Source organism: Streptosporangium sp. NPDC053982, from assembly GCF_055585205.1.
In genome coordinates this window covers 252825-268535 of record NZ_JBVJKQ010000005.1, presented here as the reverse complement: position 1 = coordinate 268535, position 15711 = coordinate 252825, and the positions used below count along the sequence as shown (strand labels likewise).

Annotated in this window: 14 protein-coding genes; 4 read left to right on the top strand and 10 right to left on the bottom strand. The window is 74.5% G+C overall.

Annotated features, from left to right (window positions below):
- Window positions 1-4 precede the first annotated feature (4 nt).
- Window positions 5-1168 (bottom strand): serine/threonine protein phosphatase, encoded by a 1164-nt coding sequence (locus tag ACZ6W9_RS10890; protein WP_470117445.1) that lies wholly within the window; start codon window positions 1166-1168, stop codon window positions 5-7.
- 143 nt (window positions 1169-1311) lie between these two features.
- On the opposite strand from ACZ6W9_RS10890, the gene ACZ6W9_RS10885 reads away from it, so the two are divergent.
- Window positions 1312-2448 (top strand): MFS transporter, encoded by a 1137-nt coding sequence (locus tag ACZ6W9_RS10885; RefSeq protein WP_470117443.1) that lies wholly within the window; start codon window positions 1312-1314, stop codon window positions 2446-2448.
- A gap of 64 nt (window positions 2449-2512) precedes the next feature.
- On the opposite strand, the gene ACZ6W9_RS10880 is transcribed toward ACZ6W9_RS10885, so the two are convergent.
- The 5 genes from ACZ6W9_RS10880 to ACZ6W9_RS10860 form a co-directional block, all read right to left on the bottom strand.
- Window positions 2513-3259 carry a methyltransferase domain-containing protein gene (locus ACZ6W9_RS10880; protein WP_470117441.1) on the bottom strand — a complete coding sequence of 249 codons (747 nt, stop codon included), beginning with the start codon at window positions 3257-3259 and terminating at the stop codon, window positions 2513-2515.
- 468 nt (window positions 3260-3727) lie between these two features.
- Entirely contained in the window at window positions 3728-4438 is a 711-nt protein-coding gene (locus ACZ6W9_RS10875; RefSeq protein ID WP_389967841.1) for a hypothetical protein, read from the bottom strand.
- Window positions 4439-4846: 408 nt separating this feature from the next.
- Entirely contained in the window at window positions 4847-5695 is an 849-nt protein-coding gene (locus ACZ6W9_RS10870; protein WP_470117439.1) for an alpha/beta fold hydrolase, read from the bottom strand.
- Window positions 5670-6158, bottom strand: a complete 489-nt coding sequence (locus ACZ6W9_RS10865) for a hypothetical protein (RefSeq protein WP_389967845.1) — start codon at window positions 6156-6158, stop codon at window positions 5670-5672. Before ACZ6W9_RS10865 ends, ACZ6W9_RS10870 begins: the two co-directional genes overlap by 26 nt.
- 60 nt (window positions 6159-6218) lie before the next feature.
- A complete protein-coding gene (locus ACZ6W9_RS10860; RefSeq protein WP_470117437.1) occupies window positions 6219-6803 on the bottom strand; it encodes a helix-turn-helix domain-containing protein in 585 nt (194 codons plus the stop codon).
- 68 nt (window positions 6804-6871) lie between these two features.
- On the opposite strand from ACZ6W9_RS10860, the gene ACZ6W9_RS10855 reads away from it, so the two are divergent.
- Together ACZ6W9_RS10855 and ACZ6W9_RS10850 are read left to right on the top strand one after the other, a co-directional pair.
- The gene (locus ACZ6W9_RS10855) at window positions 6872-7561 is read left to right on the top strand and encodes an AzlC family ABC transporter permease (RefSeq protein ID WP_470117433.1); all 690 of its coding nucleotides are present in this window, start codon (window positions 6872-6874) and stop codon (window positions 7559-7561) included.
- Between the two features lie 115 nt (window positions 7562-7676).
- The gene (locus ACZ6W9_RS10850) at window positions 7677-7985 is read left to right on the top strand and encodes an AzlD domain-containing protein (RefSeq protein WP_389967851.1); all 309 of its coding nucleotides are present in this window, start codon (window positions 7677-7679) and stop codon (window positions 7983-7985) included.
- Between the two features lie 104 nt (window positions 7986-8089).
- Here the strand turns inward: ACZ6W9_RS10850 and ACZ6W9_RS10845 are convergent, their stop codons facing one another.
- A complete protein-coding gene (locus ACZ6W9_RS10845; protein WP_362937855.1) occupies window positions 8090-8629 on the bottom strand; it encodes a dihydrofolate reductase family protein in 540 nt (179 codons plus the stop codon).
- Window positions 8630-8983: 354 nt separating this feature from the next.
- Here ACZ6W9_RS10845 and ACZ6W9_RS10840 point away from each other — a divergent pair, with 354 nt between their 5' ends.
- On the top strand, window positions 8984-9790 hold the full coding sequence (locus ACZ6W9_RS10840; RefSeq protein ID WP_470117431.1) for an SDR family NAD(P)-dependent oxidoreductase: 807 nt from the start codon (window positions 8984-8986) through the stop codon (window positions 9788-9790).
- A gap of 559 nt (window positions 9791-10349) precedes the next feature.
- Here ACZ6W9_RS10840 and ACZ6W9_RS10835 read toward each other — a convergent pair.
- Genes ACZ6W9_RS10835 through ACZ6W9_RS10825 form a run of 3 tightly spaced genes read right to left on the bottom strand, consistent with a single transcriptional unit; the run spans window position 10350 to window position 15702 of the window.
- Window positions 10350-11783, bottom strand: a complete 1434-nt coding sequence (locus ACZ6W9_RS10835; protein ID WP_470117429.1) for an NAD-dependent succinate-semialdehyde dehydrogenase — start codon at window positions 11781-11783, stop codon at window positions 10350-10352.
- Window positions 11780-14707 (bottom strand): FAD-binding and (Fe-S)-binding domain-containing protein, encoded by a 2928-nt coding sequence (locus tag ACZ6W9_RS10830; protein WP_389967857.1) that lies wholly within the window; start codon window positions 14705-14707, stop codon window positions 11780-11782. The genes ACZ6W9_RS10835 and ACZ6W9_RS10830 overlap by 4 nt, the downstream gene beginning before the upstream one ends.
- Complete coding sequence (locus ACZ6W9_RS10825) at window positions 14707-15702, bottom strand: phosphotriesterase family protein (RefSeq protein ID WP_389967859.1); 996 nt, start codon at window positions 15700-15702, stop codon at window positions 14707-14709. Before ACZ6W9_RS10825 ends, ACZ6W9_RS10830 begins: the two co-directional genes overlap by 1 nt.
- Window positions 15703-15711: the final 9 nt, after the last annotated feature.

The following is a 15711-nucleotide window of genomic DNA, read 5'->3' as shown; positions in this document are numbered from 1 at the left end:
CAGTTTAGGGCCGCGGCCCCGTGCCCGCCGTGCCCGGTGCGGGTGCGGCGCGCAGCGCGCGCTCGACCTGCTCGGCCGGGTAGGGCGTGGCCCTGCTGGTGCCGAACAGCTCCCAGTAGAGGTCGTTCATGACGGCGGCGACGGGCGCGTGGCGCAGGATCGTCTCGGCGACGCCGTCCGGGAGCGTCGTGGCGGCGCCGTCCGGCAGGGCGGGCAGGGCGCCGTCGGCGGCGCAGGCCCGGATGAAGGCGTTGCGCCGCTCCGGCGGCCTGCCCGGCTCCCCCCTCACCTGGCACACGTCGCTGACCAGCCAGTTGACCAGGCGCATCCTTGCGTAGCCGGCGTCGTGGGTGCGGTTGCGCTCCAGGAAGGCCGCCTCCTGGGGCGACAGGTCGAACCGGGCGCTGGTGGCCAGACCGAAGTCGGCGAGGTACAGGCGCCGGCCGTCGGTGAGGAGGTTGGCGAAGTGGGCGTCGAAGTGCATCAGGCCGGCGGCGTTCATGGAGGCCACCTCGCCGAGCATCTGCGACTCCAGCATCGCGCACGCCGCGGCGGTGGCCTCGGGTCCGGCGGCGACCTGGGCGGCGAGCCAGGCGTCGAGGGTGTGCGGGACGAACTCGGTGAACAGCACCAGGCTCGCCGGGGCGCGTTTCAGCGCCTCCAGCCGCTCACGCACGGCCTGCGAGCCGTGCCAGTAGGCCACGACGGCGTCGATGTCGTCGTGCTCGGCGGTCGGCGGCGGCGCTCCGGGCAGCACCCGCCAGTGGTGCAGCAGGGGGAACGCCCCGGTGTGGCCGGCGAGCACCCGGCCGGTCGCCATGGTGTGCGCGGCCAGTTCGCGCCAGGCGCCGAAGCCCGGTCCGGGGAAGCCGGGCGCGCCGAGGCCGTACTGGCAGAACGCGGGCAGGCCGAAGAGGTCGGCGGTGGACATGACGTTTTCCGGGCGGCACTCGGCGTCGGTCAAAGGGACGCGTTTGACGAACACCGGCACGCCGCCGACGTCCAGCAGCAGTGCGGCGCCGCCGACGCCCGCGCCCAGGGGGCCGGCGCCTTCCAGCAGTTCGCCGAGCCGCCGGCCGCCGAGCGGCGCCAGCGCGGCGGTCACCTCGCCGTGGCGGCGCAGCCGCTCGCGGCGGGAGGCGCCGTCATCCTCGTCGGGGATCGCCATGGTGCCCGCCTCCTGGTGAGATCGTGATCTTGTCCGTTCCGGTGAAGACGTTACCGCCGCCGCCCGTTTCCGTCGTCCTCCGCCTCGGCACGCGGATCCGGCCACCGCCGGGGGCCTCCGGCGCCGGGCCGGGGGGACTCGCCGTGACCGGCGGCGTCAGGGGTTCCTGCGCACGGGGGTGGGTCGTCGCCGCCGGGCAGCTCGGCTACCTGGCGGGGCTGGCCGTCCTCGTCCCGCTGGGCGACGTCGCCGACCGGCGCAGGCTCATCGCTTGGCACCTCCTGCTGACCGCGGCGGGCGCGGCGCTGGCCGCGGCGGCCACCGGCGTCTGGACGCTGCTCGCCGCCCTGGTGGTCGCGGGCCTGTTCGCGGTCGTCGTGCAGACGGCGGTCGCCTACACCGCCGCCCTGTCCGCGCCCGGGGAACGCGGCCGCGACCTCGGCGCGGTGACCTCCGGCGTCGTCATCGGCATCCTCGGGGCGCGGGTCGCGGCCGGCGCGCTGGCCGCGGTGTGGGGCTGGCGCGGCGTGTACGCCGTGCTCGCCGTGCTCCTGGCGACGCTGGGGTTGCTCGCCGTGAGAGTCCTGCCGCCGGACACGCGCGCCGCCCGCCCCGCCTACCGGCAGGTGCTGAGGTCGCTGGGCGGGCTGTTCCGCGAGCGCCTGTTCCTCTCGCGCGGGCTGATCGCGTTCTTCCTGTTCGCCTCCTTCGGGACGCTGTGGAGCGGCCTGGCGCTGCCGCTCGCGGCCGCCCCGTGGCATCTGAGCACGGCGCAGATCGGGCTGTTCGGCCTCGCCGGGCTGGCCGGCGCCCTCGGCGCCGGCCGGGCGGGTCGCCGGGCCGACTCCGGGGCCGCGGACGCCGTGACCGGCGGGGCGCTCCTCCTGCTCGCCGCCTCCTGGCTCGCCGTCGGGCAGGCGTCGTGGTCGCTGTGGCTCGTCGTCATCGGCGTGGTCGTGCTCGACTTCGCCGTCCAGGCCGTGCACGTGAGCAGCCAGCACCTGCTCACCACGGCCCACCCGGACCGCACCGGCAGCGTCGGCGGCGGCTACATGATCTTCTACTCCCTGGGTTCCGCCTTGGGCGCCACCACCACGACCCTCGCGTTCGCCGGCGCCGGATGGACGGGCTCCAGCGTCCTCGGCGCGGCCTTCGCCGGCTGCGCGCTCGCGGTCTGGGCTCTGGGCCGCCGCGCGGCGGCCGTCCCGCCCCCTTCGAGCCGGCGGCGGGAGGAGGCGGGGACCGGCTCGCCCGTGCCGCCGGCGCCGTGCCGCGGGTGACGGCACGTCCCGCTTGGGGCGGCGGACGTCGCACCGTCCGCCGCCCCGCACGGGACCGGGGGCGTCAGCGCCTCATGAGGGCGAAGATTCCCCAGCCGAGATGCTCACGCGTGCAGCGCGCGTAGCGGGCGGGCTCCTCGGTGAGCTCCTCCCGTACCGCGGGCGCCAGTTCGTCGTCCGGGTTGAGGTCGAGCCAGCGGCGCAGGTTGAGCCACTGGGCCGCGGCATAGCGGTCCCAGCTGTCCTGGTCGGCCAGCATCATCTCCACGACGTCGTACCCGAGGTCCTGGAAGCTCCCGATCAGGTCCGGCAGCGGCAGGAAGTCGGCGATGCGATCGACGTGGCAGCCCTTGGCGGTCTCCTCGTCCGGAGGGGTCCGCCGCCAGTACGGCTCGCCGATCAGCATCAGGCCTCCGGGGCGCAGGCTGCGGCCGAGCAGCTCGGTCGTTCCGGCCACGCCGCCGCCGATCCAGGTGGCGCCGACGCAGGCGGCCAGATCGACCGGCCGGTCGGCGACATGGCCGGCGGCGTCGCCGTGGACGAACCCGACCCGTCCGGCGACGCCGAGTTCGGCGGCGCGGGCGCGGGCCCGCTCGGTGAAGACCGTGCTGATGTCCACCCCGGTGCCGGTGATCCCGTGGTCACGCGCCCAGGTGCACAGCAGCTCGCCCGAGCCGCTGGCGAGGTCGAGCGCCCGTGTCCCGGGGGCGAGGTGGAGCGCTTCGCCCAGGGCCGCGAGTTTGGCCCCGGTCAGCGGGTTGTGGATCCGGTGGCTGCTCTCGCGGATGGTGAAGATGCGGGGAAGGTCCATGACCGGGTTCCTTTCCGTCATGCCGTGCGGTGGGAGGGGTGGCCGGCCGGGACCGGGGCGCGCGTGGCGCAGGAGAGAGCATGGTGATGCGAAGGATGCCGATGAGAAGACAACGTGGAGACCCTTTTCGACAAGGGGGCCCCGCCGGACGGCAGCCGTGCCGGGACCGCTCCCGTCAGGGAGAGGGGCAGGCGAAGGTCAGGACGAGGCCCGGAAGGTGAGGATGATCCGGGCACCGCGCACAGCGGTGATCTCCACGACGGTCATCAACCCACCTCCTTCGATCTCCGTAGGGCGAACCGGTCGTCGCTGCCGGACACCGTAGCACCGCCGTGAACGCCGGCGCAGCCCCGGCCGGCCGGGGAGTCCCCCGCCGGGGTACGGCCCGCCGTCACCGAACCGCCTCCCCCGACGCCGGGAATCCGACGCCGGGAATCCGGTCCTCCCCGGCGGGCGGGGCCGGCCGGCTCACAGGGGCCGCAGCGTCCGGCCGATCCGCTCCAGCAGTCCCCGCCGGGCGGCGTCGTCGGTGCTCAGCGTCAGCACGCAGGTCCGGTCGCCGGGGGCGGGCAGCAGCAGGCGCAGGCCGTGCAGCCGCACGCCGCCGACGGTGAAGACGTATCCGACGCGCACCGCGGCGCCCCCGGCGACCTGCACCGTGCCGGCCCGCACGACGCGTCCCCGCAGCGGCTCCAGCCGCCGTACGGCGGAGGCGAGCAGCTGCCCGGCGGAGGCGGCGCCGGACCGGCAGCCGGCGGTGAGGCCGGTGGTGAAGCGGTGCGGGGAACGGCTCATGGAGCCGGGGTCGAACGCCCAGATCCCGTCGCGGGCGGCCACGGGCTCCAGCCCGGTCTCGGCCCGGTGGATCTGCTTGTCCGTCAGGCCCGCCCGGGTCAGGCGCCGCTCCAGGCCATGGCCTGTGGCCTCCAGGGCGACCCAGGAGCGCGGCACGCCGAAGGTCAGGCCGCTTCCGGGCCCGCCGGCCCGGGTGAAGCCCCGGGGCAGGCCGTCCCCCGCGGCGCCGTCCGGGGGCGGGGCCGCCGCGTTCCCGGACGGGGCGGCCGGGCCGCGGGCGGCGTCCGGGGCGGTGCCCGCGGGGCCGCCGGCGCAGGCCGCGCAGGCGAGGACCGCTGCCAGGCACGGCGCGGCCGTGACGGCGCGGAGGAGGTGACGCCTCACATCCCCCTCCTCTCCCCCGCTTCCCCGGGCGGGCTCCCGTGGCGTTCCCATCGGACCCGCTCGGTCCTTTCCGCGTGGTCCTTTCCGCGCGGAAAGGACCACGCGGGTGCGAACCGGGCCGGCCCTGGTCGGCGCGGCCTCTTTCCCGCAGGTTAAGCGGCGCGCGGCGGCGGCGACGGTTTCCGGCGCGGTGTGTCGGCGGGGTGTGTCGGCGGGGCGCACCCAGGTGCGTCCTCACCACGCGCTGGTCCTGCCGGCCGGGGGCACGCCGGTGACCGTCGTGGCGCACCGGTGCGGCCGGTCGTCGGCCAGTGCCTCCATCGCCGTCTTCCGCCGCGTCTTCGGGTGCGCCCCGGGGGCCTACCGGGGGCCGGCCTGCAGGGGGCCGGGCCGGTCCCGCCGCGGGCCTCAGGCCGGTGAGGCGCCGCGGTTCGCCGCCAGGAAGGCCGCGATGAGCTCGGCGACCTCCTTGGGCCGTTCGGCGAGCATGTCGTGGCCGGCGTCCAGTTCCTCGACGCGGACGTTGGACGGCAGGCCGGTCAGGTCGCGGCGCACCCCCCTGCGGAACGCCGCCATCAGCTCCCCGCCGGACATGCCCGGCGGGTCCTGGGCGGCGATCACCACCAGCGTGGGACAGGTGAGGCGGCGCAGCAGCGGGATCGTGTCGCGGAACGGCGGGGTGTAGCGGATCGCGGCGAGGAGTTCGGCGTCGGGCCGGGCGTAGACCTGGCCGTCGTCCCTCGTCGTCAGAGCTCTGGGAGGGAACATCGCCTGAGCCTCGGGCGGCAGCGGACGGCCCATGCTGGCGGCCTGGGCGTCGAAGGCGGCCCTGAGGGCGGCCAGGTCGCGGTCCCGTTCGGCCGGGTCCATCCCCGGGTAGTTGCCCGGGTCGCTTTCCGCCGAGCGCAGGCCGTCGAGGTTGACGACGGCGGGGCAGCCGGGGTGGCGCAGGGCCCACTGCACGGCGAGCATGCCGCCCAGCGAGTGGCCGGCGACGGCGGGCTCGCCCAGGCCGAGGCACCTGACCACGGCCTCCAGGTCGTCCAGGGCCGCCTCCCAGCTCCACGGGCCGTCGCCGGAGTGGCCGTGGCCGCGCAGGTCGACGGCGACGGTGCGGTGGCCGGCGAGGTCGAGGGCGTCCCAGGCCTCCAGGGTGCCGCCGAGGCCGTGCAGCAGCAGGACGGGGTCTCCGGGCCCGCCGGAGTCGCGCACGGCCAGGGGGATGTCGTGGTCAGTGACGGTCGTGTCGTGCGGCATGGCGCTCCTGGGGCTGGTTGAGGCGTCGGCGTATGGAGTCGGTGCTCACCCCGCCGTCGGGGTGGCGGTCGAGTTTGGCGCGTTTGACGAGGTCGTGGACGCCCTGGCGGGTGATGCCGAGCATCGCCCCGGCCGTGGAGAACGGCACCGCCTGCCTGCCCGGGTGGCCGGCGCGGCGGGCCACCGCCCGGCCGAAGGCCGTGCGCCACCACTCGTCGGGCGGGTCGAACGGGCCGTCCGAGGGGAAGAGCGCGGCGATGAGCCGCGCCGCGGTGCGGACCGCGAGCCGCTCGTCGCGTCCCAGCAGCTGCGCGGCCCACACCTCGGCCTCGATGCGCAGCCGTTCCCTGACCGGCCCGGTCTGCTCGCCGGAGCCGAGCAGGATCTCCAGGGGGTCGGTGATCCTTCGTTGGGTCAGCGCGGCCAGCTCACCGGCCAGCGCGACGTGTTCCGCCGTACTCACTTGACGAACGATAGCAAGTACTTGCTATTTGGTGTCAAGTAGTTGTGTCTCGCGGCCGGGTCACCGGTGCTCCATGACGATCACCGCGCTGGTGCGGGGCTCCAGGGCCCGGAAGACGTGCGGGGCGTCGCCGGGATAGGTCAGGTAGTCGCCCGGGCCGAGCTCGACCGGTTCGCCGGCCGGGCCGGCCAGTGCCCGGCCCGCGCCGATCACCAGGTGCTCGACGGTGTGGGGCAGGTGCGCCTCCGACAGGCGCGGCTCGCCCGGCTCGGCCTCGATGCGGTAGATGTCGCGCCGGGCGCCCGGCGGGCATGAGGCCAGCAGCGTGGCGGCGTAGTCGGAGTATTCGGAGCGGGTGGCCTCCCCCTCGCCGGCGCGCAGGATCCGCACGGCCGGCCGCGGCGGGTCGACCAGGTGGCCGAACGGCACGCCGAGGGCGACGCCGAGCGCCCACAGCGTCTCCACGCTGGGGTTGCCGGTGCCGGCCTCCAGCTGCGACAGGGTGGACTTGGCCAGGCCGGCTCGGCGGGACAGCTCGCTCAGCGACAGGCCGGCGCGCTCGCGCTCCCGGCGGATCGACGCCGCGATCGACGCGATCAGGCGCGAGGGCGAGGGGTCGGCGGGTGCGGGGGCGCCGTCGGCCATGCGTTCACTCCATCGGATCATTTCGTTCGGTTTGACGAACCACTGGCAGAGTGTTCAGTATAACGTCCATGCGTTCATTACGGCGAACAATCGGGCGCGGCACCCTCCGCGACATCGCCCTGGTCTGTCTGGCCGACGCGCTCGTCGGCGCCTCCTTCGGCGCGATCGCCGTCTCCGGCGGCCTGCCGCCGCAGGTGCCGGTCCTCATGTCGCTGCTGGTCTTCGCCGGCGGCGCCCAGTTCGCCGCGCTCGGCGTGGTGCTGGCCGGCGGCGGCCCGCTCGCCGCCGTCGTCTCCGGGCTCGTCCTCAACGCCCGCCTGCTGCCCTTCGGCTTCGCCGTCGCCGACGCCCCCGGTGGGCGCCTCGCCGCCAGGCTGGCGGGCGCCCACCTGATCACCGACGAGGTGGTGGCCTTCGTGCTGGCCGGACGCGGGCCGCGGGCGCGCCGCGTCACCTTCTGGACCTGCGGGCTCGCGCTGTTCGCCTCATGGAACCTGGCCGTGGCGGGCGGCGCGCTGGCCGGCCGGGCCCTCGGCGACGTCGGAGCCCTCGGGCTGGACGCGGCCTTCCCCGCCGTGCTGCTGGCCCTGGCGCTGCCCGCGCTGCGTGAGCGCGCCACCCGCCGGGCCGCCCTGTACGGCGCGGCCGCCGCCGTCGCCGCCACGCCGTTCCTGCCCGCCGGCCTGCCGGTGCTGCTGTCCCTGGGCGGCCTGGTGCTGCCCCCCGCCCGCCCGGCGGACGGCGGGGACCCGGCGTGAGACGGCCGGGCCCGGCCCGCGGGCCGGCGCCGCCCGCCCGCGTCCGGCCCGCCCCCGGGCGAGCTCCTCCCGCCCGACCATCCCGCCTGACCATCCCGACGAAGGAGACGCACCGATGCCCCTGCTCGCCATCGCCGTACTGGCCGCGGGAACGTACGCGTTCCGGCTGGCCGGGCCGCTGCTGCGCGGCCGGATGGAGCTCCCCGGCCGCCTGCGGTCGCTGCTGCCCGCCGCCACCGCGGTGCTGCTGACCGCGCTGGCGGCCACCGCCGCGCTCACCGAGGGCGGCGGCTTCGCCGGCTGGGCCAGACCGGCCGGCGTGCTGGCCGCCGGGATCCTGGTGCTGCGCCGCGCGCCGTTCCCGCTGGTCGTCGTCGCGGCCGCCGCCGTCACCGCCGCGCTGCGGCTGTGCGGGGTGCCCTGAGCCCCTGAGCCCTTGGGCTCCTGAGCTTCTGAGAGGCCGTACGGCCGTCCCGTACGGTTCCCGTGCCCGCGCGGACCCCCGCGTCCCTCCGCGCTCCGGAGCCTTCAGGCCGGGTGGTAGACCAGGTGCACCACACCGGTGCCGAAGGTCTGCGACTCCACCAGCTTCAGGGGCGTCTGCTCGCCGCCCTCGGGGAACAGCCGCCGGCCGCTTCCCACGACGATCGGGTGGACCAGCAGCCGCAGCTCGTCCAGCAGCCCCTCGCGCAGCAGCGACCGCACGAGGGTGGCGCTGCCGCTGATCGAGATGTCCCTGCCCGGCCCCTGCTTGAGCCTGGCGATCTCCTCGGTGACGTTCCCGCTGATCAGCGTCGAGTTCTGCCACTCCAGCGTCTTCAGGGTGGAGGAGACGACGTACTTGGGCGTCTCGTTCATCTGCGCCGCCATCGGGTCGTCGTCCGCGGTGGGCCAGTAGCCGGCGAACTCCTGGTAGGTGGCCCGGCCCAGCAGCATGGCGTCGGCCCCCTCCGCCTGCGCCGCCACGGCCTGGCCCATCTCCTCGTCGAAGTAGGGGAAGTGCCACTTCTCCGGCGACTCCATGACGCCGTCCAGGGACAGGAAGAAACCGGCGACGATCTTTCGCATGACATCTCCTCGGTGGCTCACCCGCTCCGCGCGGGATCGTCTTCTGGGGAGATGCTCCCGCGCCCGCCCGGCGGGGGCCATCTCCCCAAGAGCGGTGTTCACGGAGAACGGGAAGCCGCCGCCGGGGAGCGACGAGGCCGCGAAGGGCCCGCCGGGAGCCGGGATTGCGGGTCCGATCCCCGCCGGAATTGCACGTCCGGCCGCCGCCGGACGCCGCCTCCGCCGCCGCCCTACCGTCGAGGTCACGGCCCGCCGCCCGGCCCGGGAGGCGCGGCGGGCCGCCACACCGTGAGGAACGGCCGCGGCAGAGCGCGGCAGGCGGCACAAGACCGCCGCAAGGAATGGAGACTTTCGATGGATCTGCAGCTGTCCGGCCGGGTGGCCGTCGTCACCGGCGCCTCCAAGGGCGTGGGACTGGCCGTCGTGCGCACCCTGCTGGCCGAGGGGGCCCGGGTGGTGGCCGCCTCCCGCAAGACCAGCCCGGACCTCGACGCCCTGGCCGGGAGCGACCTCGTCCACGTTTCGGCCGACCTGATGGACCCCGACGCCCCGGCCCGGGTCGTGGCCCGCGCCGAGGAGGAGTTCGGCGGCCTGGACATCCTGGTCAACAACGCCGGCGGTCCCCCGCCGGGCGTCAGCCTGCCGCGGTTCTCGTTCATGGCGCCCACCGACGAAGACTGGCTGCGGATGTTCGAGTTCAACCTCTTCTCCGCAGTCCGGGCGACCCGGGCCGCCATCCCGCTGATGCTGTCGCGCGGCGGAGGCTCGATCGTCAACGTCTCCTCCGGTCTCGCCCGCCAGCCCGGCCCGATGAACGTCGACTACAACGCCGCCAAGGCCGCCCTGAACACCCTGACCCAGACGTTGTCGGAGGAGTACGCGCCGCAGGGCATCCGCGTCAACACCGTCTCCCTGGGCGCGGTGCGCACGGCGTGGTGGACCGAGGAGGGCGGCGCGGCCGACATCATCGCCGCCCAGGCCGGCACCGACCGCGACAGCGTGCTCGACACCGTGGCGCCGCAGATGATGAACCTCACCACCGGGCGCCTGGTGGACCCGCAGGAGGCCGCCGACGTGATCGCCCTGCTGGCCTCGCCGCGCTCGGCCAGCACCACCGGCGCCGACTTCGCGGTCGACGCCGGCTTCTCCAAGGCCGTCTGAGGCCCCCGGGGGGACGGCCCGCCGCGCCGTACGGAGGAACCCGGACCGTACGGCGCGGCGGGGACGCGGGACCGGCGCCCGCGGCCGCTCCCCGCCACCCGCCCGGCCGGAACCCACCACGCGGGTGCCCGTACGGCCGCCCGTACGGCGGGCGCCGGCCGGGCCGCTCACCCGTCGCGGCGGCGAGGCGGCCCCGCCCGGCGGCCGGGGCTCCATGAGGTAGAGGACGCTTTCGGGCCAGGGAACGCGTTCGCCTTTGGCGTTGACGTATACGCCGGTGACACCTCGCATTTCGTCACTGGAGGTCAGGTAGAGGCTGGATCTGGTGGGCTCGGTCAGATCGTTCGGAAGCCGTGGGCCCAGCAGATGCAGGATCGGTGCCGGCGGCCGGTAGGCGTAAGGGAACGCGGCGGCGGTCGCGGCCTGGTCGGGGTGCCGTTAACCAACGTGGCATCAGCCGCCATATACGTCCTGAACCGGGAAATCAGCTTCCTGGTTTCAGCTCAGCTCGCCCGTTGGCCGTTCGAGGGGGTTCCTTCGCCGCGGTCTGACGGTGCCATCAGGAACGGGGAATGGCCAGATACTTGCTCTCCAGATACTCCTCGATCCCGGCTCGTCCGCCTTCTCTACCCAGGCCGGAATGCTTGACGCCGCCGAAGGGAGCCCCAGGGTTGGAGACCAGGCCGGTGTTGACGCCCACCATGCCGACGTCCAGCGCCTCGCCGAGCCGGAAGGCGCGGTCGAGGTCCGTGGTGAACACGTAGCCGACCAGCCCCCACTCGGTGTCGTTGGCCAGCCGCACGGCCTCCTCCTCGTCGTCGAACGGGATGATCGGCGCCACGGGGCCGAAGATCTCGGTGGACATCAGCGCGGCGTCCGGGGGCACGTCGGCAAGCACCGTGGGGGCGTAGAAGTAGCCGCTGCCGCTGAGCCGCGATCCGCCCACGACGACCGACGCGCCCCTGCCTACCGCGTCGTCCACCAGCTGTTCGACCTTTTCCAGCCCGGACCGGTCGATGAGCGGCCCGACCTCGGCTCCTCGGGCCGCGCCGTCGGCGACCTTGAGCGCCGACAGGCGCTCGCCCAGCTTGGCGCTGAACTCGCCGGCCACGGACCGGTGGACGAAGAACCGGTTGGCGGCCGTGCACGCCTCGCCCATGTTGCGCATCTTCGCGGTCACGGCGCCCTCGACGGCGCGGTCGAGGGCAGCGTCCTCGCAGACGAGGAAGGGCGCGTTGCCGCCCAGCTCCATGGACGAACGCATGACGTTCTCGGCGGCCTGGGCGAGCAGCAGCCTGCCGACGTCGGTGGACCCGGTGAAGCTGATCTTCCGGGCGATGCCGCTGCTCATCCACGGGCCGACCACGCCGCCGGGGTCGGAGGTGGTGACGACGTTCAGCACTCCCGCCGGCAGTCCCGCCTCGGTGAGGATGCGGGTCAGGGCGAGTGAGGTGAGCGGCGTCTGCTCGGCCGGCTTGAACACCATGGTGCAGCCGGCGGCGACGGCCGGGCCGATCTTGCGCGCGCCCATGGCGAGCGGGAAGTTCCACGGGGTCACCAGCACGCACGGCCCGACCGGGCCCTTGGTCACCAGGATGCGGGTGCGTCCGTCTCCGCTGAGAGTGTGGTCGCCCCCGATCCTGACCGCTTCCTCGGCGAACCATCGGAAGAACTCGGCGCCGTACATCACCTCGCCGCGCGCTTCGGCCAGCGGCTTGCCCATCTCGGTGGTGATGAGGGCTGCCAGCTCGTCCGCGCGGTTCATGATGATCTCGTAGGTGCGGCGCAGGATCTCTCCGCGCTCGCGCGGCGCGCTTCGCGACCAGCCGGATTGCCGTGCGCCCGCGGCCTCGATGGCGCGGCGGGCGTCGTCGCCGTCGCCGTCGGCGACCATGGCGATGGTCTCGCCGGTCGCCGGGTTCTCTACGGCGAAGGTCCGCCCGGATGCGGCCGGGCCCCACGTGCCGTCGATGAACAGGCCGTGCGTGGTCATGGGTGGTGCCTTTCTTCTGGAGCGGGGTCGAGCAACTCGGCCAGGTGCATGGCCGTCCTGCCGGGGTCGAGCTGGCGCACCTGCATGTGGCAGCTGAACCCGTCGGTCAGCACCGGCAGGCCGGGCGTGTCGCGCAGGGCGGGGGCCAGGGACTGCTCGGCGACCCGCATGCTCATCTGGAAGTGCCGGGCCTCGAAGCCGAAGTTGCCGGCCACGCCGCAGCAGCCGGCCGACTCTCGCGCGACTGTGACGCCGGCCGCCTGGAGAGCCTGGCGTTGGTGGGCCGCGCCGAGGACCGCGTACTCGTGGCAGTGGGTCTGGACCGCGACGCCGTCCGGCGCCCGGTCGGCGGCGGGCCGGGGCCGCCAGCCTGCCGCGGCCAACTCGGTCACGATCGCCGAGAAGCCGCGCACCCGGGCGGCCACCCTGCGGGCGGCCGGGGTGCCGACGAGCTCGGGCAGGTCCTTGGTCAGAGCCGCCGCGCAGCTCGGTTCGAGCACGACGATGGGCCGGTCGGTGCCGTCGTCGAGGAGCTCGACCGTCCGGCTGAGCCGTTCGGCGGCGGCGCGCAACTGCCCGGTGGAGATCCACGTGAGGCCGCAGCATACGTCGCTGCGGCATTCGACGGAGTCCGCGGCGGTGCGCAGCACCCGCGCCGCCGCACCGGCCACGTGCGGGCGGAAGCCCTTGGTGAAGCTGTCCACGACCAGCACGAGCCCGTCGGGCCCGCCGGACGGGCCCGGCCGGCCGAGGGCACGGCTCAGCTCTCGCCTTCCGGCGAAGCGGGGCAGGGCCCTGCCGGGCGCCACGCCGCCGAGCCGGGCCAGGTGGGGTCCGAGCCGGGTGGCCAGCAGCGCGTTCACCGCCGGCGCGAGCCGTCCGGTGACACGCAGCCACCGCGGGAGCCAGCCGAGGCTGTAGTGGGAGACCGGGCGTGGCCGGCCCTGGTGGTAGTGGTGGAGGAACTCGGCCTTGTAGGTCGCCATGTCGACCCCGGTGGGGCAGTCGCTGGAGCACGCCTTGCAGGACAGGCACAGGTCCAGTGCCTCGCGCGCGTCCTCCGAGCGCCAGCCGGTGTCTCCCCTGAGCATCTCCTGCAGGACCCGTGCCCTGCCGCGGGTGGAGTCCTTCTCGTCTCGGGTGGCGCGGTAGCTCGGGCACATGAAGCCCCCGCCGGTGGTACGGCAGCGGCCCACGCCCACGCAACTCTGGACCGCATGGGCGAAGGGGGCGACGCTGTGGGCGGGAGCGAAGTCGAAGGCCGTCTCCCAGCCCCGGTCCGGCACCTCGGCGAGTGCGAGGTCGCCGGTCGGGTTTCCCGCGCGCACGATGATGCCGGGGTTGAGCAGGCCGTCGGGGTCCCAGAGGTCCTTGAACTCCTCGAAGGCGGTGATCATCTCGGCGGAGTACATGAGCGACAGCAGCTCGGATCGGGCCCGTCCGTCGCCGTGCTCACCGGACAGGGAGCCGCCGTGGGAGACGACGAGCTCGGCCGCGGCGCGCAGGAAGTCGCGCATCACGCGCCTGCCCTGGCTCGTGCGCTGGTCGAAGGTGACCCGCATGTGGACGCAGCCGGCCCCGAAGTGCCCGTACATCACCCCTCGCAGCCCGTGCGCGGACAGCAGCCCGCGCAGGTCGGCGAGGTAGGCCGCCAGGCGTTCCGGTGCGACGGCCGAATCCTCCCAGCCCGGCCATGACTCCTCACCGGGCCACGACTCATCCCTCGACGACTCATCCCTCGACTCATCCAGAGCCTGCGGTGGCAGCCGGCTGGACAGCCCGGCGCCGTCCTCGCGCACCCGCCACAGCGAGGCGCGATCGCCGGCGCTGTCGACCACCCGCCCGTCGACCAGCCGTCCCGCCGCGACCAGGCGGCGCATCAGGTCGGCGGCGGAGTCGTCGACGGCGGCGAGGTGATCGCCGTCGAGTTCGACATACAACCACGCCTCGCCCTCCGGCAGCCCGCTGACCGAATCGTGCCCGCGCCGCCGCCGCATCGTGTCGACGATCACCCGGTCCATGCCCTCCACGGCGGTTGGCCGGAACTGCAAGATCGTCTCGACGTCCATGGCCGCCTCGACCACGTCCCGGTAGCCCAGGCACAGCAGTCGTGTCGCGGGCGCCACCGGGACCAGCCGGACCGTGGCGGCGACCACCAGCGCGCACGCTCCCTCGCTGCCGACCAGGGAGCGCGCCACGTCGAAGCCGTTCTCCGGCAGCAGGTGCCCCAGGTGGAAGCCGGACACCTGGCGCGGGATCCTGCTCAGCTCGGTGCGTAGGGCGGCCAGGTGGTGGCGGGCCAGATCGCCGAGCCCGGCCGACAGCTCGGCGGCCCTGCGGGCGGACGCCGTGTCGCCGGGGTCGGTCGCGGTCAGGCCGCCGCGGTGCGCGGTCAGGCGCAGGCCGTCGGCGGTCACCACGTCCAGCGAGAGCACGTGGTCGGACGTCCTGCCGTGCCGCACGGAGCGGTTGCCGCAGGCGTCGTTGCCGACGGCGCCGCCGATGGTGGCCCTGGTCCTGGAGGAGGGATCGGGCGCGAACGTGAGCCTCCCGCAGGTGGCGGCCTCCGCTTCGCGCGCCAGGTCGCTGAGTACGACACCGGCCTCCACGCGCGCGGTCGCCTGCTGTTCGTCGATCTCCAGGATTCTGTTCAGGTACCGGGAGAAGTCGATGACGAGCCCGGGGCCGATCGCGTTGCCCGCCATGGACGTGCCGCCGCCGCGGCCGGTCAGGGGCAGGTCCGCCGCATGGCACCGCTGTGCGATCAGGGTCACCTCGCCGGCGTCGCGGGGGAAGGCGACCGCGGCGGGCCGCACGCGGTAGTTGGACGCGTCGTAGGAGTACTCCGCGATCCGCCGCTTGTCCGTCTCGACCTGGACCCCGTTCTCCCGCAGCGCGGAGACGGCGGTTGCGACGGCGTCCATCATGTGCCCGCCAGCGCGCGGCGTGGGTTGCCGATCATGAGCTGGTCGAACTCCTCTTCCTCCAGGCCCGCGGCGACCAGGTGCCCTCTGACGGTGGTGAGCAGGTGGGTGAGCCCGACCCCGCCCTCGTCCGGCCAGTCGGCGGTGGTGCACAGGTCGTGCGAGAGCAGCAGCCGATCCAGCCGTCCTGCCCTGGCGAAGCCCAGGACGCGGGAGGCCAGGTGGTCGAGGTCCTGCGGGCGGCGTGAGCGCAGGTTGTCGAACTGCACCCAGGCTCCCCTGGCGGCCAGATCGAGCGCGTATTCCAGGGGCGCCTTCACCGTGTCGACGTGACCGATGATCACCCGCTCCGGCGGCACCCCCTCTTCCCCGCACAGCAGGTCGAGCTGGACCAGGCCCACCGGCCACCGCGCGGCGTGCGTGGTCACCGGGACACCGGTACGGCGGTGCGCCCGGGCCGCGGCGCGGAAGGAACGTTCCTCGGCGGCCGACAGATACCACTTGTCGGCGCCGATCTCGCCGATGATGCCGGCGCGTACCCCCCCGGTCCCAGGGATGCCCTCCCTGATGTCCCGGACGAGCTCGTCGGCGATGCTGTCGGCGCAGTGCCGGTCGAACCAGTCGCGGTCCAGGTAGGGGTCGCGATAATGGCCCGTTCCCAGCACCAGGCGGACGCCGGTCCTGGCCGCGACCTGGGCCAGCGCGGTCACGTTCGCGAGGGGGCGGGCGCTGCCGGACGAGCAGCCGGTGCCCGCCTCCTCACGCGTGTGGCAGCCCGCCGGATCGGGGGCGGCGCCGTCGGCCAGCTCCGCCACGGTCAGCTCGACGATGGTGCCGCCACCCGCACCGGCGAACCTGCCGACCTCACCTACGATCATGTCCAGGTCGTTGACGAGCCCCGCTCGCCGCTGTTCTCGCATCTGGTTGATGAACAGGTGCTCGTGCATGAGGGTGACGCCGAGCTCGGCGGCGGGAACGGGGCCACCGATCGTCATGACCGTCTC

Bases quoted from the DNA above. Each gene is read 5' to 3' on its own strand.
- ACZ6W9_RS10890 (WP_470117445.1), bottom strand. From the start codon at position 1,168: ATGGCGATCCCCGACGAGGATGACGGCGCCTCCCGCCGCGAGCGGCTG.
- ACZ6W9_RS10880 (WP_470117441.1), bottom strand. From the start codon at position 3,259: ATGGACCTTCCCCGCATCTTCACCATCCGCGAGAGCAGCCACCGGATC.
- ACZ6W9_RS10835 (WP_470117429.1), bottom strand. From the start codon at position 11,783: ATGACCACGCACGGCCTGTTCATCGACGGCACGTGGGGCCCGGCCGCA.
- ACZ6W9_RS10830 (WP_389967857.1), bottom strand. From the start codon at position 14,707: ATGGACGCCGTCGCAACCGCCGTCTCCGCGCTGCGGGAGAACGGGGTC.
- ACZ6W9_RS10860 (WP_470117437.1), bottom strand. From the start codon at position 6,803: ATGGCCGACGGCGCCCCCGCACCCGCCGACCCCTCGCCCTCGCGCCTG.
- ACZ6W9_RS10845 (WP_362937855.1), bottom strand. From the start codon at position 8,629: ATGCGAAAGATCGTCGCCGGTTTCTTCCTGTCCCTGGACGGCGTCATG.
- ACZ6W9_RS10870 (WP_470117439.1), bottom strand. From the start codon at position 5,695: ATGCCGCACGACACGACCGTCACTGACCACGACATCCCCCTGGCCGTG.
- ACZ6W9_RS10825 (WP_389967859.1), bottom strand. From the start codon at position 15,702: ATGACGATCGGTGGCCCCGTTCCCGCCGCCGAGCTCGGCGTCACCCTC.
- ACZ6W9_RS10855 (WP_470117433.1), top strand. From the start codon at position 6,872: ATGCGTTCATTACGGCGAACAATCGGGCGCGGCACCCTCCGCGACATC.
- ACZ6W9_RS10850 (WP_389967851.1), top strand. From the start codon at position 7,677: ATGCCCCTGCTCGCCATCGCCGTACTGGCCGCGGGAACGTACGCGTTC.
- ACZ6W9_RS10840 (WP_470117431.1), top strand. From the start codon at position 8,984: ATGGATCTGCAGCTGTCCGGCCGGGTGGCCGTCGTCACCGGCGCCTCC.